We start from the raw sequence: 21,271 nt of genomic DNA on the forward strand, positions 1-21,271 counted from the left end.
ATTTTATTAGCAGATGCTTGGTAAAATGCTATAATCTTGCTTTAATTTTTTTAAAGGTTTTTTATGGCTGCTGATGATCAAGAGAAAACAGAAGAACCCACATCCAAGAAAATAGAAGATGCGCGACAAGAAGGAAATGTCCCAAAAAGCCAAGATGCATCTGCTGTGGCTGTACTTATTATAGCTGTGGTTGTGGTGTTGTTTATGATGCCTTTTATAGGTGAGAGAATTAGCGGTTTATATCGTTTTTATCAAAGTTTTATAGGCATTGAAATTGATTTAAAGATTTTACAAAAAATCATTATAAAAACTATGATAGAGATGTTTATTATGGTATTGCCCATTACTTTAGTAATTATGGTAGCGGGTGTGCTTGGAAATCTAATGCAGTTTGGTTTTATTTTTACTACTAAGCCCATTACTCCAAATTTTAATAAAATTAATCCTATTAACGGGCTTAAAAATCTTTTTTCTTTAAAAAAGATTATTGAGGCTTTGAAAATTATACTTAAAGTCGGTGTTGTATTTGGTATAGCTTTTGTTTTTTTATTGCAATTTATGAAAGAACTTCCTAGAGTAGAACTTTATACGATTTATCCACAACTTTTATGGCTTAGGGATAAAGCTATTATACTTGCAGCCATTGTTATCATAGCTTTTTTGATTATAGGGCTTTTAGATGTACTTTTGGTAAGGTATCAATACTTTAAAAACTTACGCATGAGTAAGCAAGAGGTTAAAGATGAATTTAAACAAAGCGAGGGAGATCCTTTAGTAAAAGGAAGAATTCGTCGTTTGCAAATGGAAGCAGCAAGGCGTAGAATGGTGCAAGATGTTGCTAGTGCTGATGTTGTGATTACTAACCCTACCCACTATGCGGTTGCTTTGCGTTATGATAGTTCCAAAGAAGCTGCACCAAAAGTTTTAGCTAAAGGAGTGGATTTTTTAGCTTTGCGTATTAAAGATATGGCATATGAATACAATGTTATGATTTATGAAAATCCTCCTTTAGCTAGAGAACTTTATAAAGCTTGCGAGGTAAATGATCTTATTCCACCAGAGCTTTTTAAAGCAGTGGCAGAGGTTTTAAGCTTTGTCTATACTTCCAATAGACAAAAATTTGCCGATAGATTAAAATAAATTTAGCTTTTTAATTAAGCTTATAATGGTCATAGTTATAGAAAGGGTGTAAATACCTAAAAGTGCTATGCGGTGGGATTTAAGATTGATTTTTTCCATGATTTTTATACCAAGATAAACCCCTAGCATAGAGCTAAATCCTACTAAGCTTCCATTTTGTAACACTTCTTTATCAATGATATCATTATACACAAAAGAACTAATTCCTGAAATTGAAGCAAATATTACAAAAAATAAACTAAGTGGCACTACTTTTTTAGTATCATAGCCTAAAAAATAAGCTAAAATAGGGGTAATTAAAAGCCCACCACCAATTCCTAAAGATATAGCAAAAATTCCTGTAAATACGCCACAAATTAGCAAAATAGAATTTTTTAAGATATTAGAGTGGTTAATGTTTCCAATGGTGCTTTTTTGATTAAAAGCAAATTTTAAAAAGAATACAATACTCACGCATAGAAAAATACTTGTTAAGGTTATATCTGAAAAATACGAGAGTAAAAGCCCGCTAAACATCGCACCTAAAAAGCCTCCAAAGCCTATGATAAGTCCATCTTTTAAGATTAAATTTTTCTTTTTATAGTTTAAATAGGAACCAAAAATAGAAGCAAAAATCATTTGTACAACAGAAATTGCAACAGCATGATGAGAGCTAAGTCCTAAAGTAAGCATGAAAGGAACGATAATCATACCACCACCTATGCCAAAAACCCCTGAAGCCATACCTGAAAAAATTCCTATAATCATATAAGGAAGTAAAGTTAAATCCATAATTTATAAACCTTTAAATAAAAAATATTGTAACAAAATAAAATTTATTTATCTTTAGAAAATATAATCATAGTCGATTTACGATGATTATAAAGATTTTTTGGAGTTAATATGAAATTTTGTAAAAAATGCGTTATGCCAGATACTAAGCCTGATTTGCATTTTAATGATGAGGGAATTTGTGATGCGTGTTGCTCGCAAGAAGCTAAAAATCATGAGATAAATTGGCAAGAGCGTGAAAAAGAATTTCTAGAACTCGTGAAAAAATATAAAAAACATCCTGTGTATGATTGTGTGATAGGAGTAAGTGGTGGTAAGGATTCTACCTTTCAAGTTTTAAAATGTCTTGAACTTGGACTTAATCCTTTGTGTGTTTGTTTTGAACCAAGTATTCCTACTAAAATAGGTAAAAAAAATTTAAAAAATTTAAACAATCTTGGTGTTGATTTAATCCATATCAAAAGAAATCCTTTGGTGTATAAAAAATTGGCCCGCGAAGCTTTTATAAGAACGGGTGATAATGAATGGCAAAACCATTTGGGGATTTTTACATGTGTTCCAAAAGTAGCTGTTGCTTTTGGTATTCCTTTGATTATTTGGGGGGAAAGTCCGCAGATTGAGTATGGTGGGCCAGCTAGCTCTAAAGAAAAAAACACTTTAGGTAGAGAGTGGCTTGAAGAATTTGGCGGACTTTTGGGTAATAGAATTTCTGATATGATTGGTGTTGATGGTATTAGAGAAAAGGATTTATATTTTTATACTTATCCAAGTGATGAAGAGCTTCAAAGAGTAGGAGTTACAGGGTTATTTTTGGGATATTATTTTAAATGGGATTATAAGTATAATTTAAAAATATCTAAAGAAAATGGCTTTAAAACTAGTACAAAACCAGTTGAAACTACTTATGAGAATTTTGAAAATTTAGATTGTTATTCAAATCATGTGCATGATTATTTAAAATACTGCAAATATGGTTTTGGAAGAGCTACGGATAATGCGTGCTTGGATATAAGACTTGGCTATATTAGCCGTGAAGAGGGCGTGAGACTTGTAAATAAATATGATGGAAAGCCACCTAAAAAGGCTATTAAGAAGTATTTGGAATTTAGTGGTTTTAGTGAAAAAGAATTTGAAAAAATTGTCGATTCTTATACTAATAAAAAGATATTTAAACGCGATGAAAATGGTAAATTCTTAAGAGATAGTGATGGATCATTGATAAAAAAAGATGAGTTTGTTTTGAAATGATTTGTATTGTTGATTATCATCTTGGAAATTTTAAATCTGTTTTGAAAGCTTTTGAAAAACTTAATCAAGAAGTGATTATAAGTTCTAAAAAAGAAGATATAAAAAATGCCTCTAAATTAGTTTTACCAGGCGTTGGATCTTTTAAACAAGGTATGGAAAATTTAAAAAAACTTGCACTAGATGAGCTTTTAAAAGAATGTGTTTTAAAAGATAAAAAGCCTATTTTGGGGATTTGTCTTGGTATGCAACTTTTTGCTAGTAAGGGATATGAGGGCGGAGAGTGCGAAGGGCTTGATTTTATAAAAGCAAAGGTTTTGAAATTTGATTTAAGTAAAGAAAAATTATTGCATAGTGGTTGGGATGATTTACAATTTAGTGATAAAAAAAGCAAGCTATTTGATGGAATTTTAGAAAAAAGTGATTTTTATTTTGTGCATTCTTATTATGTAGAGTGTTTAGAAAGTGTGGAAACTTCTTTTTGTGAGTATGAAAAACCTTTTTGTGCAAGTTTTGAAAAAGATAATATTTTTGCTGTGCAATTTCACCCTGAAAAAAGCCAAAATGTAGGTTTGAAACTTTTGGAAAATTTTGCAAATTTAAAGGCCTAGTATGCTTAAAACAAGAATTATACCTTGCGTGTTATTAAAAGATCATCAGCTTGTAAAAAGTATCAATTTTTCTTCTTTTAGAACTATAGGGCATGTAATAAGCACAGCTAGGATATATAATGCTAGAAATGTTGATGAGCTTATAGTTTTGGATATCAATAAAAATGGTGTTATAGATTTTGAAAGCTTAGAAGATATAGCTAATGAATGCTTTATGCCTTTAACTATTGGAGGTGGGATTAGAACTTTAGAAGATATTAGAAAAGTGTTAGATATAGGTGCTGATAAAATTAGTATTAATTCTATGGCTTTGCAAAATCTAGATTTTATTAAAAAGGTGGCAAATACTTTTGGAAGCTCTTGTGTAGTATGCTCGATTGATGTAAAAAAAGACAAAAATAAATTTAAAGTTTTTAATAATGAAATTTTAGATATTGATCCGCTAGAACTTGCATTACAATACGAATCTTTAGGAGCAGGGGAGATACTTTTAACAAGTGTTGATAAAGAAGGAAGTTCTTTGGGGTATGATTGGGAATTACTAGAGTATTTCAAAGGTAAATTAAAAATTCCACTCATTATCAATGGAGGACTTTCTAAGCCTCAAGATGGGGTAAAAGCTATACAACTTGGTGCGAATGCATTGGCTGGTGCTTATATATTTCATTTTAGTCAATATACTCCAAATGATGTTAAAAATCATTTGCTAGAAAATGGCATTACAGTCAGACTTTTTTAGTTGCATTTTTAAGATTGTTTCGTTTTGGAATTTAAATTTATCAATTGTGTAAAATTTAAATTTTTTATGTAAATTGATAACCTGTATATTATGATTAAATATTTCTAATTCTAGATTTTGATATTTTTTTATTTTAAAAGCATAGTAAAGACTGATATGCTCCAAAATTCTACCTAGCCCTGAAATTTTAGAAAAAGGATTTGCATAAAAACCAAATTCAATAGTATTATCAGAAATGATTTCAAAATTAATACTTCCAAGAATTTGTTTATTGTAAATTACACAATAATAGTCTTTAAGAGTATTTTGCTTTAATTTTTTTATAAAGTTTTTATGTTCGTATTTAGTGATATAATGTTTTTGATATAAATATTTTTTGATTTCAGGGTGATTTCTGTATAGTCTAATTTTTTCTTTTTCTTTGCGGTTTAGATTGATAAAATTTTTCAAAATAATATTTTCATTATGAATAAAGTTAAAAATAATATTTTTGTTGTTTATTTTATAGCTGATTAATTCATTATGCCAATTAAAATTAATAGAAGATAGTTTTTCAATAATAGGTTTTTGTATATATTTCAAATAAAGTATTTTTTTATGTTTTGTTATTTCTATAGGCGAATGTTTTAAATACAAATTTAAAGCTTTTGTATTTTCTTTGAAAACACATGCGTTTAAAGTTTGAACTTTTAAAACATTGAAAGCATAGTTTTTAACTTCTTGCATTAAAAGCTCACCTACGCCTTTTTTTATACCATAAAGCCCAAATTCACAAGAAAGTTTAGTAATATTGATAAAATCAATCACGCCTATGATATTTTCATCATCATATACTAAAAAATATTTTTTAGTTGCGTTTGTTTTTAAGCTAGATAAAAAGTTTAAATGTTCTTCTAGGCTAATATTTTGCGTTTTCATAAATTTAGCAATGCTTTCATCATTACGCCATTTTAAAACAAGCTTAATTTCTTCTTGAGTTAAATGGATAAAATCTTTTAAAATTATCATATAAAATTCTCCACTTCATAGCCTTTTTTAGCAAGCCATGTTGCAAGTTTTTCTTGATTTTTAGCATAAGCTATGGCTTTAAAATTTGCTTTTAAAATTAAAGCTTCATTTACCAATGAGCTTGCGCTAATGATGAGTTTTTTACTTTCATTCATCAATCTTGCAAGATTAGATTGGTCAATGAGAATTTGTATATTAGGGTTTTTTTGGCTTAATTTTCGAAGTGAGTTTAGATGAGAATTTGCTTTTGTGGTAGCTATGATGATAGTTTTGTTTTTGTTAAGTTTGTTTGCTATATCAAAGGAAATATTTTTTGGATCACTTCCTCCTATACAGATAAAATAATCATAAATTTTTTCTCTTTTTATCTTGCTTTCTTGGTAAAATTCATCGCGTATTAGAGCATAGGAAAAGCCACATCTTAATTCACAATATTTTGGCACTAAATTCTCATAATCACTTTCTTTAGCATAAGCATTAACATTTAGTAAAATGTCGCAAAAATGTTCTTTTATCTCATCATCAAAACTTAGAATTTTAACTCCTGTTTCTAGCTTGATGAGTTTTTCATCATCTGCAGTAATCTCATAATGATCAATAATCAAAAGATCAAATTTTTCTTTTTTGATGAGATTGATTAGCTCATATACACTAGCACTTGTTAACTCATATACAGGATAAGGAATTTCATCTATCAAAGAACCTTCTAAAGCTAAACATGCAAAAGATACATCATGATATTGCTTAGCTAACAAAAGATCTCTTTTGATATGTCCGTGTCCTATGGTGCTAGAACTATCGCTTCTAAAAAGAACTTTCATTTGATTTTATGTCCATATCCTCTTTGTATAATGGTTTCTTGCAGTGGAAGTATGCTTTTATGCAAGGTTTGCTCATGGGCATCAATATGGGCTATAATTAACTCAAGCCAATCAATATGTTCTTTTATCCATAATAAAGATTTATTATACACATCATCTTCGTTTATAGGATTTAAAACATAAATTTTAGCAAGATTAAGTTCAAACTGCATGAGTAGTGGATTTAGAGTTTCGTATAATTCTTGTATGTTGTTCTTATCTTCAATGCTTGATTTAATTTCATCTATGCATTTTATTAGAATATTTAGATCTTCTTGAGTTTGGATATTTTGATATGATTGTTTTAAATTTGTTAGTTGTTCTTTAAAAATTTTATTTAAATTTTGGCAATGCGAAATACTTTTTTTGATTTTAGTATGTGCTTTAAGCATTAATTCATTTTGCTTGTTTAAAGTTGGATTTTCTAATGAAGTAAAAGGTTTTTTTAATTCTTTTGTCAATAATTTTTCACACATTTGTTTAAAAGGTTTTTCTATGGTTCCTGCAATTCTAGCACCACCTTCGGTGCAATTATAAACAACAACATCGCATTGATTAAAGCGGACAATATCACTTTCAAAATTTTGGCGGAATAAAGTCCAAGCAAAAGAACTTTGCACCACCCCTTTTCCTCCATAAGCTTCGCATTCGTATTTACCATAATCTTTTTTGTAAATTTTACCATTTTTATAGTTATCTGTTAGATAAGTATAATCGCTCGAGTGTGAAATTCCATTTTCACTATAAGCTAAATCCTGCCCGATTAAAATAAGATTTTTATGATTAAGAATTACTGCTAAATTAGCTCCCATATTAGCTACACTCCATCCAGTTGGAAGATAGCCATAAGAATGCAATTGCATAAAATTAATAAATATAGCTCCTGTTACGGAAACTAATAAATAATTTCTATTATTACTATCAAGATATTTCATTGTATTAGGGTGAGCATATGACTTTATAACAAATGTTACATCTTTATCAAAATTACCAAAATTATTATTAAAATATTCGCTTGTTAAAGTTACTCTTTCTAAAGATAAAACATAATCGGGTTTGATATTATGTTTAGCTAAGATAGGGTAAGCACTATCTGCACAAAAAATAGTTGCTTTGCTAGCGTATTGCTTTAACAATGGAAGCTGTTTAGAAAGACTTGGTCCAGTTGAAACAATGATTGCTGTATCACTCAAGTTTTTTCTTTTTTGCAAGAGCTCTTTATAATTTGGATGCGTTAACATTTTAGGAAGATTATAGGTAAATTGTTCTATACCTTGAAGTGCATCAAGTGGCAAATTTCCATATGCAAACATAGCTTTTTTAAGGTATTCTGACATATTATTATTGACTTTTAATACATCATCGTGATATCTTTCATAATAATCAGAATGTAGCTCTAAAAAATATGTTCTTGCAAAATTTAACATTGGTTGTTGTCTACATATTGATTCATAATCGGAGATTTTTAGTAAATTTGTATCAGCTATTACCAATTTAGCTTCTTGTAATTCTTTGCTAAAATCCATCACGCTAAAAGCACTATGGATAATTTCTAAGTCTTTTTCAAAAACAATAATAATCTTATGATGGGGATTTTGCAAAAGAGCTTTATATAAAATTCCATTTCCAAACCCATAAAAATATAATACAGGGTATAGACGATATTTTTCATTATAAATTTTTAACATAGCATTTAATTCATCTAAAGGGTTTTTATAAATTAGAGTATTATCTTGAGTATTTAAAAAATTTATATCTAAGCTATCATTACCTTGAATAATCTTGTATTTTGATTTTTTAATAGCTGATAAAGTTTCACTTAATTTTGTTTTTATGCTTTTGATATTTTTTTGTAGCATAATACTTCCTTATTGTATGACTAAAATTACTTTATTATACTTTAAATTTAAAAAGAAAAAGCTTATATTTAAAAGAATCGGTTATTAAAAATATATTTATGTGATTATTATGATATAATTCTTATAATTAATTTAGATGGAACTTAGACTATGAATTTAGATGAAAAATTAAAAAAACGACAAAGACTTGAAATGTCTTATTATCCTACAGAGTATATTATAAGAGTTTTATTGTTGCAAAAATTCATTTTAATACCTATTTCAAAAACACCAATAAAGCCTAATCATATAACTTTTTTTTCTTTAGTTTTAATTATTATATCTTTTTTAGCTATTTATAATCATTTTACATTTCTGGCCGGTGGTTTATATTTTATTTACTGTATATTAGATTGTTTAGATGGAATGTTAGCAAGATATAAAGACTTGCGTTCTCAGTTTGGAAGTTATTTGGACAAAGTTGTAGATCATATTGGTTTTAATGGAATTTTTATTATGGCTTATATTGCATCTTATATTAGTTTATTCGAATGTTGTTTAGTGATTATTTGTATGAATTTACATAGAACGATTTGCCCTTATTATATATTAAAAAATTTAAGAAAGGTAAAAAATATAAAGCGTTTTGGGGTTAAAAAATATTTCTTAGATAGAGGTTTTATACTAGGTATTGATGCCACCTTGCTGGTAATTTTAATAAGCATTGGTTTAATTTTCAATATTTTTTCTTTGATTTGTTATTTACTTAGTTTTTTATTTATATTCGACTTAGTATATAGATTTTTTGAATTGAGATATAATTTAAAACATAATGAAAATTAAATATTATTAGTTTTATTATATTTATAAAGCATTTTAGCAAATTCTAAATCTTCAAAAGTGTCAATATCGCAAATTTTATTTCTTGGAAGTAAAAAAGCTTTAGAGTGAGATTTAAACATAAAATCTTCTTCTAGCCACGCTTCTTTTTTGCCAAAGTAAAATGCACCACCATCATGATAAGCTTTAGTAAGATCTTGTGAGCGTTTATCGTAATTTGACTCATCAAACATGTAAACTTTATTTTGATCATTAAGGTAAAAACCTCTTTGTATAGGGTATTCAAACTCACAAGCTGAAAATAAAAATTTACATTCTTCTTGACTAAATTGTTCAAAAGCTTCCTTTAAGATAAACTCATCTATAAGTGGAGCAGTTGCGTATAAGCAACACACATTTTCATAGATTTTACCCTGTTTTTCTAGAGTGATGATGGCATCTTGGATTACAGCGGTTGAACTTGCATAATCATCACTTAGTTCTTTTTTACGCACAAAAGGAGTCTTAGCGCCATACTTTAAAGCCACTTCTATGATCTTATAATCATCACTTGAAATAATTACATCATCAAAAATGCCCGAATTTAAAGCACTTTCTATGCTATAAGCAATCAATGGTTTTCCCAAAAAATCAATAATATTTTTTCTAGGAATACGCTTAGAACCACCGCGTGCAGGGATAATACAAAGATTTTTCCTATATTGTAAATTGTTCAATCAAGCACCTTGAGTTATTAATATTAACTATATTATATCAAATAATTGTATTTTTATACAGTTGATTTAAACTGATAAATAGAAGTTTTATGCTATATTTTAATAAAAATTATACTAAGTTGTAGAGTAACACAAGGATAGTTTATGAGAAATAGTGTTGAAAAAATTATATTTCAAGCATTAGATAATTTATCAGATGAAATTTTGGAATTAAAAACAGTGAATTCTAAATCACAATTATTTTTAGACTCTCTAGCTCTAGTCAGTCTAGTTGCTGATTTAGAAGAACTTTTAAGCGAGGAATTTAATAAAGAAATCATTTTAGCGGATGAAAAAATGATGAGTGCTAAAAATTCTCCATTTAAAGATGTTGAAAGCCTGACTGATTATATAGTTAAAAAACTCCAAGAGTAAGAATAATGCAAAAAATCATCATTATCACAGGAACTAGAAAAGGCATAGGCAAAGAACTGGGTGAATATTATTTAGCAAAAAATCATATAGTTTGTGGTTGCTCAAGAGGTAAAGCAAGTATAGATCATAAAAACTACAGACATTTTGAATTAGATGTTTGCGATGAAAAAGCTGTAGTTTCTATGGTAAGAAGTGTAAAAAAAGAATTTGGAAAAATTGATATTTTAATTAATAATGCTGGTGTAGCAGCTATGAATCATATATTAACAACTCCATTTAAAAGTTTAGATAATATTTTTAAAACTAATGTCTATGGTAGTTTTTTGTTTATAAGAGAAGTTTCAAAGATTATGAGCCAAACTTATAAAAAAGAACAAGTTGCTATGCCTTATAGGATTGTAAATTTTTCTACTGTTGCGGTTGCTTTAAGGTTGGAAGGTGAAGCTATATATGCTGCATCAAAAGCAGCTATTTGTAATTTAACTCAAGTTTGCGCTAAAGAATTAAGTTCATTTGGTATTACTTGTAATGCCATAGGACCTACTCCAGTTCCTACTGATTTAATTAAAAATGTTCCAAAAGATAAAATACAAGATTTGCTTAATAAACAAACTATAAAAAGATTTGGTAATTTTCAAGATCTTGCTAATGTGGTTGATTTTTTTATTAATGAAAAAAGTGATTTTATAACAGGACAAATAATATACTTGGGTGGAGTAAATGGATAAGTTTAAAAATATCTTTTTAAATAAAGTTTTTAATGAAAATCAAGAGCAACATGCTTTAATCTATGAAGAACAAAAATATACTTACAATGATTTATATAATAATACCATCAATAAAATCAATTTATTAACAAAACTTAAAAATATAAATATTGTAGGTATTGTAGGTGATTATGATTTTGAAAGTATAAGTTTATTTTTAGCGTGTATTGAGCTTAATAAAATAATTATTCCTTTTATCAATGAAAGTGAGATTGATAACAAACTTGCCGAAGTTAATTGTGATATTTTATTTAAAAACAATCAATATAAGCTACAGGAAAAACATTATAACAATCATGATTTAATCCAAAAACTTATAGATGATAATAAACCTGGTTTGATTTTATTTTCAAGTGGCAGCACAGGTAAACCTAAAGCTATGGTACACGATCTTGATAAGATTTTAAATACTTATCTTAATAAAAAATCAAAAAAACTTAATATTTTATTATTTTTAATGTTTGACCATATAGGTGGTTTGAATACTTTATTTAACTGTCTTAGTATGAATGCTTGTGCAATTGCTTTAAAAGATAGAAAAAATATTGAAGCTTTAGCTCAAACCATAGAAAAACACCAAATTTCATTCTTGCCTGCTTCACCTTCTTTGCTTAGTTTAATGTTGGTAGCAAATGTAGTTGAAAAATATAATTTAAATTCTTTAAAGCTTATTAGTTATGGCACAGAAAGAATGTCAGAAACTTTACTTGTAAAATTAAAACAAAGTTTTCCAAAAGTTAAATTTCATCAAACCTTTGGCGCAAGTGAAGTAGGTATTGCTCAAACAAAAAGTTTTGGAAACTATTTTAAATTAGAAAACATAGCATATAAAATTATCAATAATGAGCTATTTTTAAAAAGCAATATGCAAAGTTTGGGTTATTTAAATGCCGATAACTCTGTTTTTACAGATGATGGATACTTTGCTACTGGGGATTTGGTTGAAGTGATCAATAAAAATGGTGAAGAATATATTAAAATTATCGGAAGAAATAAAGAAGTTATTAATGTTGGTGGAGAAAAAGTATTACCCCAAGAAGTAGAAGGTATATTAATGCAAATACCATTTATACAAGATTGTTTAGTCTATGGACAAAATAACCCTCTAACAGGCCAAAGTGTTTGTGTAAAAATTGTGTTAGAACAAAATGAAAATTTTAGCACATTAGAAGCTAAAAAAAAGATAAGAATGTTTTGTAAAGATAAATTAGCTAATTATAAAATACCAACTAAAGTGGAAATCGTACAAAGATTAGAAATTAGTGAGAGGTTTAAGAAGATTAGGAGTTGATTTTTGACTTTAGTATAGATCAAATTTGAATAAATTTTTAATTATTTTTTATGCTTAATTATGGTATATCATATTTAAAAAATAAAATTTTATGTCAAGGTTATAAATGCTCATAAATCAAACTTATTTCATAGATTCTTGTGATGATGTAGAATTAAATATAAAAAGAGAAAGTAAATTAGAATTTCAACTTATATATGATGATACAAAAGAAATTCAAGCTATAATGTGTATCATTCAAGGACTTGGTGCTGATATAAGAGATCCTGTTTTAAAATTTAATATGGAGTATTTTGCATCAAATTACAATGTAGCAGTTTTGAGTGTAAATTATCATGGTATAGGTAATCGTCCTCAAACTGGAGCACAATGGTATTTAGATGATATTGATAAACTTATTTTTGATGCAAGCTTAAAAGCTATTGACATAGAAATTCCTTATGATATATCAAAACTTAATACTTTTGAAGAATTTCATCCTGCTATGGAATATCTTAATAAAGAAATTCAAAAAAAGAAAGACGCTTGGGATTTTGATAGAGATTATTATTTAGATTTAAGTGTGAGCTTAAAACTTACAAATGATGAATATCAAAATTATGGTATTATGCAAACAATTGATATGATAAATACTTTGCTTTATGTAAAAGCGAATATTTTTAAAAATAAAGATTTAAAAACCATTGTAGTAGGGGTTTCACATGGTGCTTATATGGGTATATTATCTGCAAAGATAGCTCCGTGGACTATAGATGCAATTATTGATAATTCTTCCCATGTGACGCTTGATGGAGATGCTTGGAGATATATAGGTTTTGGAAAAGAAGTTGATTTTACTCAGTATTTTTGTTTCGGAACTTTTCACTATTTTAATAATATTAGACTTTGTGCTTCTGAAAAAACACTATGGACTACAAACAAACAATCCCCTTATTATTTTTCACCTGCTAGAAAACTCATTAGAGAAACACTAAATAAAGATCATCTAAATATACAAGCAAAATATCCAAATCCAAAATATATTGCTTATCATTCTAAATTTGATGAATATGTTCCTTTAGAAGAAAAAGAAGAATATGTTAATATTTTAAAAGAACATGGACTTGATGTTGAATTTATAAAAGTTATAGATGAAAAACAAATAGATGGTAAGTTTATTAAAAATCTAACTCATGGTATGGGTATACCTATGAAACTACTTATTAAAAAACACTTACCACAAATTTTACAAGAGCCTTTAAAAGATAAAACTTGTAAAAAAGAAATCTCATATAAGTGTGATGATTTAATATATACTTTTAAAGAGGAAAATGAGCAGATATTACTTGATGTGCAAAAATTAAACTAAAAGATGCAAGAAAGGAAAGAAATGAAAAATTTTTTTAACTCATTACAAGATAAAGAATTTATTTTTGCGCCACAATGCTATAAAACATGCAATGGCGGATGCTGTCATAATATTCATGCACAATATTTTAAATTTAATAAATCTAGTGCGGTGATATTACCTATGCTTGAAGTTGAATATCTTTCGCTAAAGCAAGCCGGTAATACATATTTAGAAAATGGAAAAGTCAATACCTTTACTTTAAAAAATGGAAAAAAAATCAATGCTTATTTTGCAAAATGTGATTTAAATGGACTTTGTAATCCTCATAGTCTTAGACCTTTGATATGCAAGCTTTATCCTTATTATCCTCAGGTTGATTATGATGGAAATTTTTTAGGGGTTAAACCTTGTGCGTTATTTGATATTTTTTATAAAGATGCCCAAAAGCATTATTGTACTATAACCCATAGAAAAAATGATGAGTTTTTAAAGGAATTTGAGCAAAGCACACAGGTATTAAGAAAGGAACCTATAATGATATTTGTGTTTAAGGTGCTTGAAGTAGTAGAAGAAACTCTTAAGCAGTATACTTATGATCATTATGGAAAAGTAATTTATCTTGAAGAATTAACACATGAAGAAAAATTTGATTTTTTTGCTTTTCAAGAGATTAATTCTATGACTATGCAAGCATATAGAAATGAAAAATTTATTGACAAAATTCAAGATATATATGATAATTTAGAGATGCGATATCAAGAGCATTTTACAAAGTATTTTAATGATTAGAGAAAAATTATGCTTAAAAATGAAACTTATTTTATAGACTCTTGTGATGATGTAGAATTAAATATAAAAAGAGAAAGTAAATTAGAATATAGAATTACTTATGATGATAGTAAGCAAATGAAAGCTATCGTTTTTATCATAGGAGCGTATGGTTCGAATGTTGATTTATCAATCATTGATTTTGACAGGCAATTTATAGCTAAAAAATTTGATGTAGTGGCTGTAAGTGTTTTATATCATTGTTTTAGCTGTAGAATAAATGAAAAAGATAAAAGATATAGTGCACAATTTTCGTATGATGAATATAATGTAAATCAATTAAAAAAATCCCTAGAAAAGATGAATTTTAATACGCATGGACTTAATACATGGAATATGGAAGAATATCTTGTTTCATTAGAATCTACCATTGATGCTTATAAATTAAAAGGTGTTTTAGCTAATGATTATAAGTTTTTTATAACTTCTACTATGTTACCAGCTAATAATGAATATCAAAATTATGGTATTATGGCTGCTATTGATTGTATTAATAGCTTAAAAGATTTGTGTAAAAACTTTCCTGATTTTAGAAGATTACCAAAAATTTATGGAGGAGGGTCTTATGGAGGTTATCTATCTTTATTGATATCTAAAATAGCTCCTTGGCATGTTGATGGAGTTATAGATAATTCTGGTGAAGCAATATTGCTTTTGGGTTATATTATAGGAAAAGATTTAGATCATCCTGATGCGCTTTATTATTCCAGAAATTTTCAGGTTGGAATTTTTTTAAAAACTTATTGGAATGCCAATAAAGAATCGCCATATTGTTTTAAAGATGAGAATTATGAAATAAGAACTTTATTAAATCAAACTCATTTAATTTTACAAGCTCAAAAAAATAAAAATATACTTTATGCAAGTTATCATAGTTCTGCTGACCCATTGACTTCTTGCGAATTTAAAACTCAATATATGCAAGTTTTAAAAACATTGGGTTATGATGTTAATTTTCACTTGATAGATGAAAAAGATATTGATGGTAAGTTTATAAAAAAACTCACACATGGAGGTGGAATAACAGTTAAAGCTTTATTTGGTAGGGAATTACCAAAAATGCTTGAAAAATTTAAGGATAAAAAATTCATCCTAAGAGAAGATAGTATAAGTTATCCTTGTAAGGATAAGGTTTTTACTTTTAAAGATAAAGGTAATAAATTTATGCTTGAGATTATATAACTTCCTCAAGCATATTTTTAATCGTAGAAAAATCCTCAAAATTATCCGGAGTGATATATTTGGCATCTAAATTTTTTCCTATAAATTTTTCGATTTCAAGTATTAATTTCATCATATCAATACTATCAATAATATCATCATCCACTAAATTACGACTATTTTCATTTATATCACTTCTATTAATTGCATTAAACATATTTTGTATATTACTAAAATCAATTTTCATTTTTATCCTTTTTTTATTATGATATCTAAATTTTTATAAAAACAAAGTTATAAAAATTTTTAAAGGAAACAATTATATCAATTATATCAAAACTTATAAAATACTTCATCATTTTTATTTTTTTGATATCTTAGCCAATATCCAGCTAACATTGAAGAGAATAAAGTGGTAAGTATCAAAGTTGTAAAAAAGCTAGTATTGATAATTTGATAATAAAAAGCAACGCTAGCTAAAACAATACCAGGACCTCCTCTTGCATTCATGGTGATAGCAAAATTAACTCTTGATAAATTAGAAATTTTTAAAGTTAAAAGAGATAAATAACATCCTAAAAACTCAAAAACGCAAGCTAATAAGCAAAACATAACAAACATAATAAATGAAAATTCATGAATAACATTTAGCTGTATTCCAATTAGTGCAAAATATATCGGAATAAAACAAGAAAAAGAAAAATCAGATATACTAGTAATTTTTTCTTTTAACTCATGATTGTTTTGCAATATATTTTTGATTAAAAATCCCACTAAAAAGGAAGTATACATGGGATTAATATGAACAATATTTAACAACGCAATAGCTAAAAATAATAGCACAAAAGAAAGCGTAAAAAAGTCTATAGATTCAAAATGAAAATGAATTTTGCTAACAATATTTGCTAAAACTTTTACAAGGATAAAAAGAATAATAGTAATAAAAGCTGTCCATAAGTTATTTTCAATTGAAAAAGAATTGCTTGTTGAGGCATTAATAGCGACATTGAGTAAAATCCACAAAAATAAATCTTGTATGGTGGAGGTAGTTAAAACTATACTAGCAAATCTTGTTTTTATGATGCCTATATCAAAAAAAATCTTTGAGATAACAGGAATTGAAGTAACTGCTATGGCTATTAAAAAAACCAAACTAAAAGATAAATCATTTCCTTTTTCTCCAATAAAACTATCTTTGAAATAATCAATAAAAAAATAGCCTAAAGCAATAGGTATAAAGGTTGCTCCTAAAAATAAAGTAAAAATGATTTTAATGTTTTGTTTTTCAAAATTAATTTGTGTATTAAAACCTGCAATAAACATTAAAAATATAAGACCTAATTGATAAAAAGTATTTAAAATTTTTCCTTGCTCTTGAAAATTTAAAAATATATGTGTAACAAATTCAGGTGCTATAATATAAAGCCCGCTAGCTCCTAATATAAATCCTCCTGTAATCTCCCCAATAACCTTAGGTGCTTTTAAAAAGGTAAAAATTTTACCAAAAACAAAAGCTGATAAAAGCAAAACACCTAAAGATAAAAATATAGCAGTAAGATTATCAGGACTTAAAGATTCTATTTTCATTGTCCAACCCTTTATAAAGTTATTTTTTCAGAGTTAATCTCATTTTTCATTAAATTCAAGATTTTTATACATTCTTGCACATATTTCCCAACAGCTGTTTCTTCAGATAATTGAATTCCATAAACACCACTTTTTGATATATTATATAAATCATCGATTTCTGCTATAGTAGGTATAGGTTTTTCTTCCATATTTTTAAGAATTTGAGTTGCTAAAAATACTCTTACACCATTATGATTAGCCATTTGAATAATATAATTTTGAAATCTAGGAATTTTTTCGATACCAATTTCTGTAGATAAATCTCCTCTATCTATTAGTATAAAATCAATTTCTTGTAAAATTTCATATAGATTATTTACTGCTTCTAAGGTTTCTATTTTTGAGATGATCTTGGTGTCTGAATTTAATGATTGTTTTAACTCTTTTATATCTTGAGCCTTTCTTACAAAAGAAGCTCCAAGATAGTCAATCTTAAACTCATTACAGAATTTAATCAATTCCATATCTTTTTCAAATAAAAATGGAATATTTGTATGGAGATTTCTTATATGCATACCTTTATTGTTTAATAATAATCCATCGCTTTTGGAAGTAAATATTATTTCTTCATTACTAACAGACTTAACAATAAACAAAAACACACTATCATTAGCATATACTTGCATACCTGGTTGAATTAGTTTATAAAAATCTTTAAAGTTAAATTGTGTGATTTTTAAGGTAAAATCTTGATCTTTGGAAACTTGTATAGGCTCATTAATATTAGCAGTTCTTATCTTATTGCCAGGAAGATCAATTAAAATTTTGGCAGATTTGCTTTGGTTTCTTATATTAAAAATAGTATTTTTTATATCTTCTAAATTACCATGAGCTCCATTTATTCTATAAATAAAATTATCTTGATGAATTTCATTAATTTTGAATTTATTACCTAAGCTTGGACCTACTGTTAATATATATTTTTGCATTTTAATCCTTTATAAAAATATTACTTACTCCAAGATTTATGAGTGTTTGAGCAACCTCTTTTCTCATAAATCTCTCATTTGGAATTTCTCCTGAAATTAAGGCTTTTCTAATTTTGGTACCACTGATAGAAATTTTATGAGTATCTTTGTGTGAACATACCTTCTCGCTAACTATCTCTTGACATTTAGTACAAAAATATGGCTCTTTTAAAAGTAATAGCTCTATGCCAAGCTCATTTGCAGAATTTAATTCCTTCGCAAGCTTGTGCGCTTCGTACACTCCATAATAATCACCCACGCCAGCATGATCTCTACCTATAATAAAATGAGTACATCCTGCATTTTTGCGAACTATTGCATGAAAAATAGCTTCTTTGGGACCAGCATAACGCATATTAGTTTCTAAACCTTGTATAAATACTCTATTTTTTGGATAAAACTCTTCAAACATTATTTTATATGCACTCATAACTGCTTCTTGGGTAAAATCACCTTCTTTTTTCCATCCGATTAAAGGATTAATAAACAAAGCATCGCAAAGTTCTAAAGCGATTTTTTGTAAATGCTCATGAGCTTTATGTATAGCATTTCTTGTTTGAAAACCAGCAATGGTTTTTACTTCTTTATTTTTTTTACTAAAAATATCTTGCAATATATTTTTATATAAGCTATCTTGATAAAATTCTTCTTTAAGTTGTATTTTTCCTGCAATTTTAAAGGAAGATTTTGATTTTTCTTTTTTTATACCAGGATGATTTAGATCTTTGGTTTGATAAATTTCAAACAAATCTTTATCTTGCACCTGAAATTTATCTTCTATGTGTATATTTCCTATTAATTCGTTTTTATAATACAAATCTCTTGTACCACCTACAGTGTAAGAATTTAAATTTTCCACCTCTAAGGTTATAGGTAAAGTCCAAATTGAACCATTTGAAAGCTTCATGCTATAAACTACACTTTTAAAATCTTCATAGTTCATAAAACCTTCCAAGGGATCAAAAATTTTTGATGCAAGATATTTAAGATCTAAAAAATTTTCATGGTTAATGGTTATCATTGTTATTTTCTTTTAAGATTTTAATAATCATTTGAACTTTTTCTTTTATTTTATCTTGAGAAGAGTTGTCGATGGTCAAGTTAGCTTGAGGTTGGTCAAAACTAATGTCAATGCCAACTACATTTTGTGTTTCTTTATTTATTGCTTTAGTATAAAGACCTTTTTGATCTCACTTTATTAATTCATCCATATTGCATTTAATATAAACTTCAATATAATTTTGAAAAATTTGCCTATTGTATTTATAAATTTCATTAAACATAGATATTGTGGTGATGATAACTATCATGCCTTGATCATTTAAAAATTTGGCAAATTTAGATCGCTTGATAGCCAAGTTAATACGACTTTGCTTATCATAATCATATGCTTCTAAAATATCTCTAAATTCATCACCATCAAGATAAATAATATTAGCATAATCTTGTTTGAGTGTATTATATAAAGCTTTTCCTATCGTGCTTTTACCACTCCCTGCAAGACCTGTTAAAGTGATAACTGGAAAAGTTGTATTCATTTTTGACTTCCTTAAATACTTTTTATTTGATTATCTTTAAAACCTTCCTATCAATCTTCCCATTTGCATTTAAAGTAAATTGTTCTATTTTAACAAATTTTTTAGGTATCATGTAAATAGGGAGTTTGTCTTTTAAAAAGTTTTTAAAATCTAACTCTTCCTTACTTTCATAAAAGCAAATAATTTCTTCTTTAAAAATACAAGCGCAATTTCTTACATTCTCATAAGAATTGATAATACTTTCTATCTCTCCAAGTTCTATGCGATGACCCATATATTTGATTTGATGATCTATTCTTCCATAGCATAAAAGTTCGCCAAATTCATTATAAGCTACCACATCACCTGTTTTATAAAGCAAGTCTAGGTAATTATCATGCAAAGGATTTTGCACAAAAGCTTGCTTTGTTTTTTCTTTATCGTTGTAATAGCCTAAGGAAAGACAAGTTCCTCTTACATAAAGCTCACCTTTAATTCCCACTTGACTTGGAGTAATTAAATTTAAATTCTCATCAAAGACTAAAAGTTGGGTATTTTTACAAGCTTTTCCTATAGGTAAAAGCTCATCATCGCTAAATTGCCTATCAACTATGTAAAAAGAGCACACATCGGTAATTTCAGTAGGTCCGTAAAGATTAGCAAATAAAGCACTAGGAAGGTGCTTACGCCAAATGTTGAGTTGTTTATTTGGCATGATTTCACCACAAAAAAGAATTTTATTTAAATGCCTTAGTGTAAAGGCTTCAAGAGCATTGGTATTAGCAAAATAAATCAGCACTGAAGGTACCCAAAAAATTGTTGTTATTTTTTCTTGTTCTAGATACTCTAAAATTTTATTTGGGAAAGCAAAAAGATGATTTGGCAGTATATGAAGTGTAGCTCCCATTTTAATAGAGCTAAATATATCTAATATGCTATTATCAAAGTAAAATGGTGCTTGATTAGCAAGTATATCCTCATGACTTAGTTTAAAAGTCTCACATACCCAAAAAGTATAATCAATCACACTTTTATGGCTTATACTTACTCCTTTTGGAGTTCCTGTGCTTCCGCTTGTAAAAAAGACATAAAGTAAATTAGTATCTATGTGATCGTTTAAAGCTTTTTCTAAAGCATTTTCATTTATAACAAAGCTTTCAAAATCTTCTGTGAAAATGGTATCAAGATTAAAATCTAAATTTAATTTTTTAGAAGTGATTAAAAGTTTTGGTTTCAAAACTTCTATAACTTTTTCTACACGCTCTTTGGGACTTTTTTCATCTAAAAGTGTATAAAAATTTCCACTTTTTGCTACACCAAAAAAAGAAAGCAAACAATCAATCCCTTTAGGAAGTATGATTAATACAGGATCTTGTGTACTTTTAGTAGGAAGTTTAGAAAGAATTTTACTTGCTATTTTTTTACTTAAATCATCAAATTCTTTATAGTTTATACTTTTACCGTTAAACTCAACAAAAGCATTTTTACTTCCAAATTTAGCAACACTTTCTTGTAAAAAATCATTGATATGAGTTGTCATGAGTTTCCTTGATTTTTTTAGTTATAATAGCATATAAATTATAATATCAAGAAAGAAA

The 21,271-nt window shown here is 27.3% G+C and carries 21 protein-coding genes and 2 pseudogenes; 11 read left to right on the top strand and 12 right to left on the bottom strand.

All coding sequences use genetic code 11. The features are described 5' to 3' along the window. The first annotated feature begins 63 nt into the window (after window positions 1-63). A complete protein-coding gene (flhB, locus tag L8U37_RS07540; RefSeq protein ID WP_133319972.1) occupies window positions 64-1,140 on the top strand; it encodes a flagellar biosynthesis protein FlhB in 1,077 nt (358 codons plus the stop codon). Here the strand turns inward: flhB and L8U37_RS07545 are convergent. Beyond that, window positions 1,132-1,911, bottom strand: a complete 780-nt coding sequence (locus tag L8U37_RS07545) for a sulfite exporter TauE/SafE family protein (RefSeq protein ID WP_133319971.1) — start codon at window positions 1,909-1,911, stop codon at window positions 1,132-1,134. The two genes, flhB and L8U37_RS07545, sit on opposite strands and share 9 nt — an antisense overlap. 111 nt (window positions 1,912-2,022) lie before the next feature. On the opposite strand from L8U37_RS07545, the gene L8U37_RS07550 reads away from it, so the two are divergent. The 3 genes from L8U37_RS07550 to L8U37_RS07560 are packed head-to-tail and all read left to right on the top strand — an operon-like array spanning window position 2,023 to window position 4,506. After that, a complete protein-coding gene (locus L8U37_RS07550; RefSeq protein ID WP_133319970.1) occupies window positions 2,023-3,159 on the top strand; it encodes an N-acetyl sugar amidotransferase in 1,137 nt (378 codons plus the stop codon). After that, complete coding sequence (gene hisH, locus L8U37_RS07555; RefSeq protein ID WP_133319969.1) at window positions 3,156-3,767, top strand: imidazole glycerol phosphate synthase subunit HisH; 612 nt, start codon at window positions 3,156-3,158, stop codon at window positions 3,765-3,767. The genes L8U37_RS07550 and hisH overlap by 4 nt, the downstream gene beginning before the upstream one ends. A gap of 1 nt (window position 3,768) precedes the next feature. Beyond that, a complete protein-coding gene (locus tag L8U37_RS07560; protein ID WP_263662283.1) occupies window positions 3,769-4,506 on the top strand; it encodes a HisA/HisF-related TIM barrel protein in 738 nt (245 codons plus the stop codon). Here the strand turns inward: L8U37_RS07560 and pseH (L8U37_RS07565) are convergent. The 4 genes and pseudogenes from pseH (L8U37_RS07565) to L8U37_RS07580 form a co-directional block, all read right to left on the bottom strand. Next, a complete protein-coding gene (gene pseH / locus L8U37_RS07565; protein ID WP_263728949.1) occupies window positions 4,474-5,142 on the bottom strand; it encodes a UDP-4-amino-4,6-dideoxy-N-acetyl-beta-L-altrosamine N-acetyltransferase in 669 nt (222 codons plus the stop codon). The genes L8U37_RS07560 and pseH (L8U37_RS07565) overlap by 33 nt on opposite strands. Beyond that, window positions 5,137-5,514: pseudogene (pseH, locus tag L8U37_RS07570) on the bottom strand (UDP-4-amino-4,6-dideoxy-N-acetyl-beta-L-altrosamine N-acetyltransferase); the annotation flags it as partial. The gene pseH (L8U37_RS07565) and the pseudogene pseH (L8U37_RS07570), both read right to left, overlap by 6 nt. Next, window positions 5,511-6,335, bottom strand: a complete 825-nt coding sequence (pseG, locus tag L8U37_RS07575) for a UDP-2,4-diacetamido-2,4,6-trideoxy-beta-L-altropyranose hydrolase (RefSeq protein ID WP_263659985.1) — start codon at window positions 6,333-6,335, stop codon at window positions 5,511-5,513. The pseudogene pseH (L8U37_RS07570) and the gene pseG, both read right to left, overlap by 4 nt. Then, window positions 6,332-8,233, bottom strand: coding sequence for a motility associated factor glycosyltransferase family protein (locus L8U37_RS07580; protein WP_263726246.1), 1,902 nt, complete (start codon window positions 8,231-8,233; stop codon window positions 6,332-6,334). The genes pseG and L8U37_RS07580 overlap by 4 nt, the downstream gene beginning before the upstream one ends. A gap of 150 nt (window positions 8,234-8,383) precedes the next feature. Here L8U37_RS07580 and L8U37_RS07585 point away from each other — a divergent pair, with 150 nt between their 5' ends. Then, window positions 8,384-9,055 carry a CDP-alcohol phosphatidyltransferase family protein gene (locus L8U37_RS07585; protein WP_220567052.1) on the top strand — a complete coding sequence of 224 codons (672 nt, stop codon included), beginning with the start codon at window positions 8,384-8,386 and terminating at the stop codon, window positions 9,053-9,055. Here L8U37_RS07585 and pseF read toward each other — a convergent pair. Next, window positions 9,052-9,768, bottom strand: coding sequence for a pseudaminic acid cytidylyltransferase (pseF, locus tag L8U37_RS07590; protein WP_220567053.1), 717 nt, complete (start codon window positions 9,766-9,768; stop codon window positions 9,052-9,054). The two genes, L8U37_RS07585 and pseF, sit on opposite strands and share 4 nt — an antisense overlap. A gap of 144 nt (window positions 9,769-9,912) precedes the next feature. On the opposite strand from pseF, the gene L8U37_RS07595 reads away from it, so the two are divergent. From L8U37_RS07595 to L8U37_RS07620, 6 genes are all read left to right on the top strand, one after another. Then, entirely contained in the window at window positions 9,913-10,182 is a 270-nt protein-coding gene (locus tag L8U37_RS07595; protein WP_220567054.1) for a hypothetical protein, read from the top strand. A 5-nt stretch (window positions 10,183-10,187) separates the two neighbouring features. Continuing rightward, window positions 10,188-10,910 (top strand): SDR family NAD(P)-dependent oxidoreductase, encoded by a 723-nt coding sequence (locus L8U37_RS07600; RefSeq protein ID WP_220567055.1) that lies wholly within the window; start codon window positions 10,188-10,190, stop codon window positions 10,908-10,910. Further along, complete coding sequence (locus L8U37_RS07605; RefSeq protein WP_220567056.1) at window positions 10,903-12,240, top strand: ANL family adenylate-forming protein; 1,338 nt, start codon at window positions 10,903-10,905, stop codon at window positions 12,238-12,240. Before L8U37_RS07600 ends, L8U37_RS07605 begins: the two co-directional genes overlap by 8 nt. Window positions 12,241-12,346: 106 nt before the next feature. Beyond that, window positions 12,347-13,588, top strand: a complete 1,242-nt coding sequence (locus L8U37_RS07610) for a DUF2920 family protein (RefSeq protein WP_263728945.1) — start codon at window positions 12,347-12,349, stop codon at window positions 13,586-13,588. A 21-nt stretch (window positions 13,589-13,609) separates the two neighbouring features. Beyond that, window positions 13,610-14,359 (top strand): hypothetical protein, encoded by a 750-nt coding sequence (locus L8U37_RS07615; protein WP_133319961.1) that lies wholly within the window; start codon window positions 13,610-13,612, stop codon window positions 14,357-14,359. A 9-nt stretch (window positions 14,360-14,368) separates the two neighbouring features. Beyond that, entirely contained in the window at window positions 14,369-15,580 is a 1,212-nt protein-coding gene (locus L8U37_RS07620) for a DUF2920 family protein (RefSeq protein ID WP_263728946.1), read from the top strand. Here L8U37_RS07620 and L8U37_RS07625 read toward each other — a convergent pair. From L8U37_RS07625 to L8U37_RS07650, 6 genes and pseudogenes are all read right to left on the bottom strand, one after another. After that, complete coding sequence (locus L8U37_RS07625) at window positions 15,573-15,806, bottom strand: acyl carrier protein (RefSeq protein ID WP_220567325.1); 234 nt, start codon at window positions 15,804-15,806, stop codon at window positions 15,573-15,575. The two genes, L8U37_RS07620 and L8U37_RS07625, sit on opposite strands and share 8 nt — an antisense overlap. Window positions 15,807-15,892: 86 nt before the next feature. After that, window positions 15,893-17,146, bottom strand: a complete 1,254-nt coding sequence (locus L8U37_RS07630; protein WP_220567324.1) for a cation:proton antiporter — start codon at window positions 17,144-17,146, stop codon at window positions 15,893-15,895. Between the two features lie 11 nt (window positions 17,147-17,157). Next, a complete protein-coding gene (locus L8U37_RS07635; RefSeq protein ID WP_263728947.1) occupies window positions 17,158-18,117 on the bottom strand; it encodes a pyruvate kinase in 960 nt (319 codons plus the stop codon). 1 nt (window position 18,118) lies between these two features. Further along, entirely contained in the window at window positions 18,119-19,177 is a 1,059-nt protein-coding gene (locus tag L8U37_RS07640; protein WP_220567322.1) for a sulfate adenylyltransferase, read from the bottom strand. Continuing rightward, window positions 19,164-19,694 (bottom strand): annotated as a pseudogene (locus tag L8U37_RS07645) (adenylyl-sulfate kinase). Before L8U37_RS07645 ends, L8U37_RS07640 begins: the two are co-directional and overlap by 14 nt. A 22-nt stretch (window positions 19,695-19,716) precedes the next feature. Further along, window positions 19,717-21,213 carry an amino acid adenylation domain-containing protein gene (locus L8U37_RS07650; RefSeq protein ID WP_263728948.1) on the bottom strand — a complete coding sequence of 499 codons (1,497 nt, stop codon included), beginning with the start codon at window positions 21,211-21,213 and terminating at the stop codon, window positions 19,717-19,719. Window positions 21,214-21,271: the final 58 nt, after the last annotated feature.

It is taken from the genome of Campylobacter sp. RKI_CA19_01122, from assembly GCF_025771325.1.
GTDB lineage: Bacteria > Campylobacterota > Campylobacteria > Campylobacterales > Campylobacteraceae > Campylobacter_D > Campylobacter_D lari_D.

Excerpts from the sequence above, each read along its gene's own strand:
- flhB (WP_133319972.1), top strand. The coding sequence starts at position 64 with ATGGCTGCTGATGATCAAGAGAAAACAGAAGAACCCACATCCAAGAAA.
- L8U37_RS07545 (WP_133319971.1), bottom strand. The coding sequence starts at position 1,911 with ATGGATTTAACTTTACTTCCTTATATGATTATAGGAATTTTTTCAGGT.
- L8U37_RS07550 (WP_133319970.1), top strand. The coding sequence starts at position 2,023 with ATGAAATTTTGTAAAAAATGCGTTATGCCAGATACTAAGCCTGATTTG.
- hisH (WP_133319969.1), top strand. The coding sequence starts at position 3,156 with ATGATTTGTATTGTTGATTATCATCTTGGAAATTTTAAATCTGTTTTG.
- L8U37_RS07560 (WP_263662283.1), top strand. The coding sequence starts at position 3,769 with ATGCTTAAAACAAGAATTATACCTTGCGTGTTATTAAAAGATCATCAG.
- pseG (WP_263659985.1), bottom strand. The coding sequence starts at position 6,335 with ATGAAAGTTCTTTTTAGAAGCGATAGTTCTAGCACCATAGGACACGGA.
- L8U37_RS07580 (WP_263726246.1), bottom strand. The coding sequence starts at position 8,233 with ATGCTACAAAAAAATATCAAAAGCATAAAAACAAAATTAAGTGAAACT.
- L8U37_RS07585 (WP_220567052.1), top strand. The coding sequence starts at position 8,384 with ATGAATTTAGATGAAAAATTAAAAAAACGACAAAGACTTGAAATGTCT.
- L8U37_RS07595 (WP_220567054.1), top strand. The coding sequence starts at position 9,913 with ATGAGAAATAGTGTTGAAAAAATTATATTTCAAGCATTAGATAATTTA.
- L8U37_RS07600 (WP_220567055.1), top strand. The coding sequence starts at position 10,188 with ATGCAAAAAATCATCATTATCACAGGAACTAGAAAAGGCATAGGCAAA.
- L8U37_RS07605 (WP_220567056.1), top strand. The coding sequence starts at position 10,903 with ATGGATAAGTTTAAAAATATCTTTTTAAATAAAGTTTTTAATGAAAAT.
- L8U37_RS07610 (WP_263728945.1), top strand. The coding sequence starts at position 12,347 with ATGCTCATAAATCAAACTTATTTCATAGATTCTTGTGATGATGTAGAA.
- L8U37_RS07615 (WP_133319961.1), top strand. The coding sequence starts at position 13,610 with ATGAAAAATTTTTTTAACTCATTACAAGATAAAGAATTTATTTTTGCG.
- L8U37_RS07620 (WP_263728946.1), top strand. The coding sequence starts at position 14,369 with ATGCTTAAAAATGAAACTTATTTTATAGACTCTTGTGATGATGTAGAA.
- L8U37_RS07625 (WP_220567325.1), bottom strand. The coding sequence starts at position 15,806 with ATGAAAATTGATTTTAGTAATATACAAAATATGTTTAATGCAATTAAT.
- L8U37_RS07630 (WP_220567324.1), bottom strand. The coding sequence starts at position 17,146 with ATGAAAATAGAATCTTTAAGTCCTGATAATCTTACTGCTATATTTTTA.
- L8U37_RS07635 (WP_263728947.1), bottom strand. The coding sequence starts at position 18,117 with ATGCAAAAATATATATTAACAGTAGGTCCAAGCTTAGGTAATAAATTC.
- L8U37_RS07640 (WP_220567322.1), bottom strand. The coding sequence starts at position 19,177 with ATGATAACCATTAACCATGAAAATTTTTTAGATCTTAAATATCTTGCA.
- L8U37_RS07650 (WP_263728948.1), bottom strand. The coding sequence starts at position 21,213 with ATGACAACTCATATCAATGATTTTTTACAAGAAAGTGTTGCTAAATTT.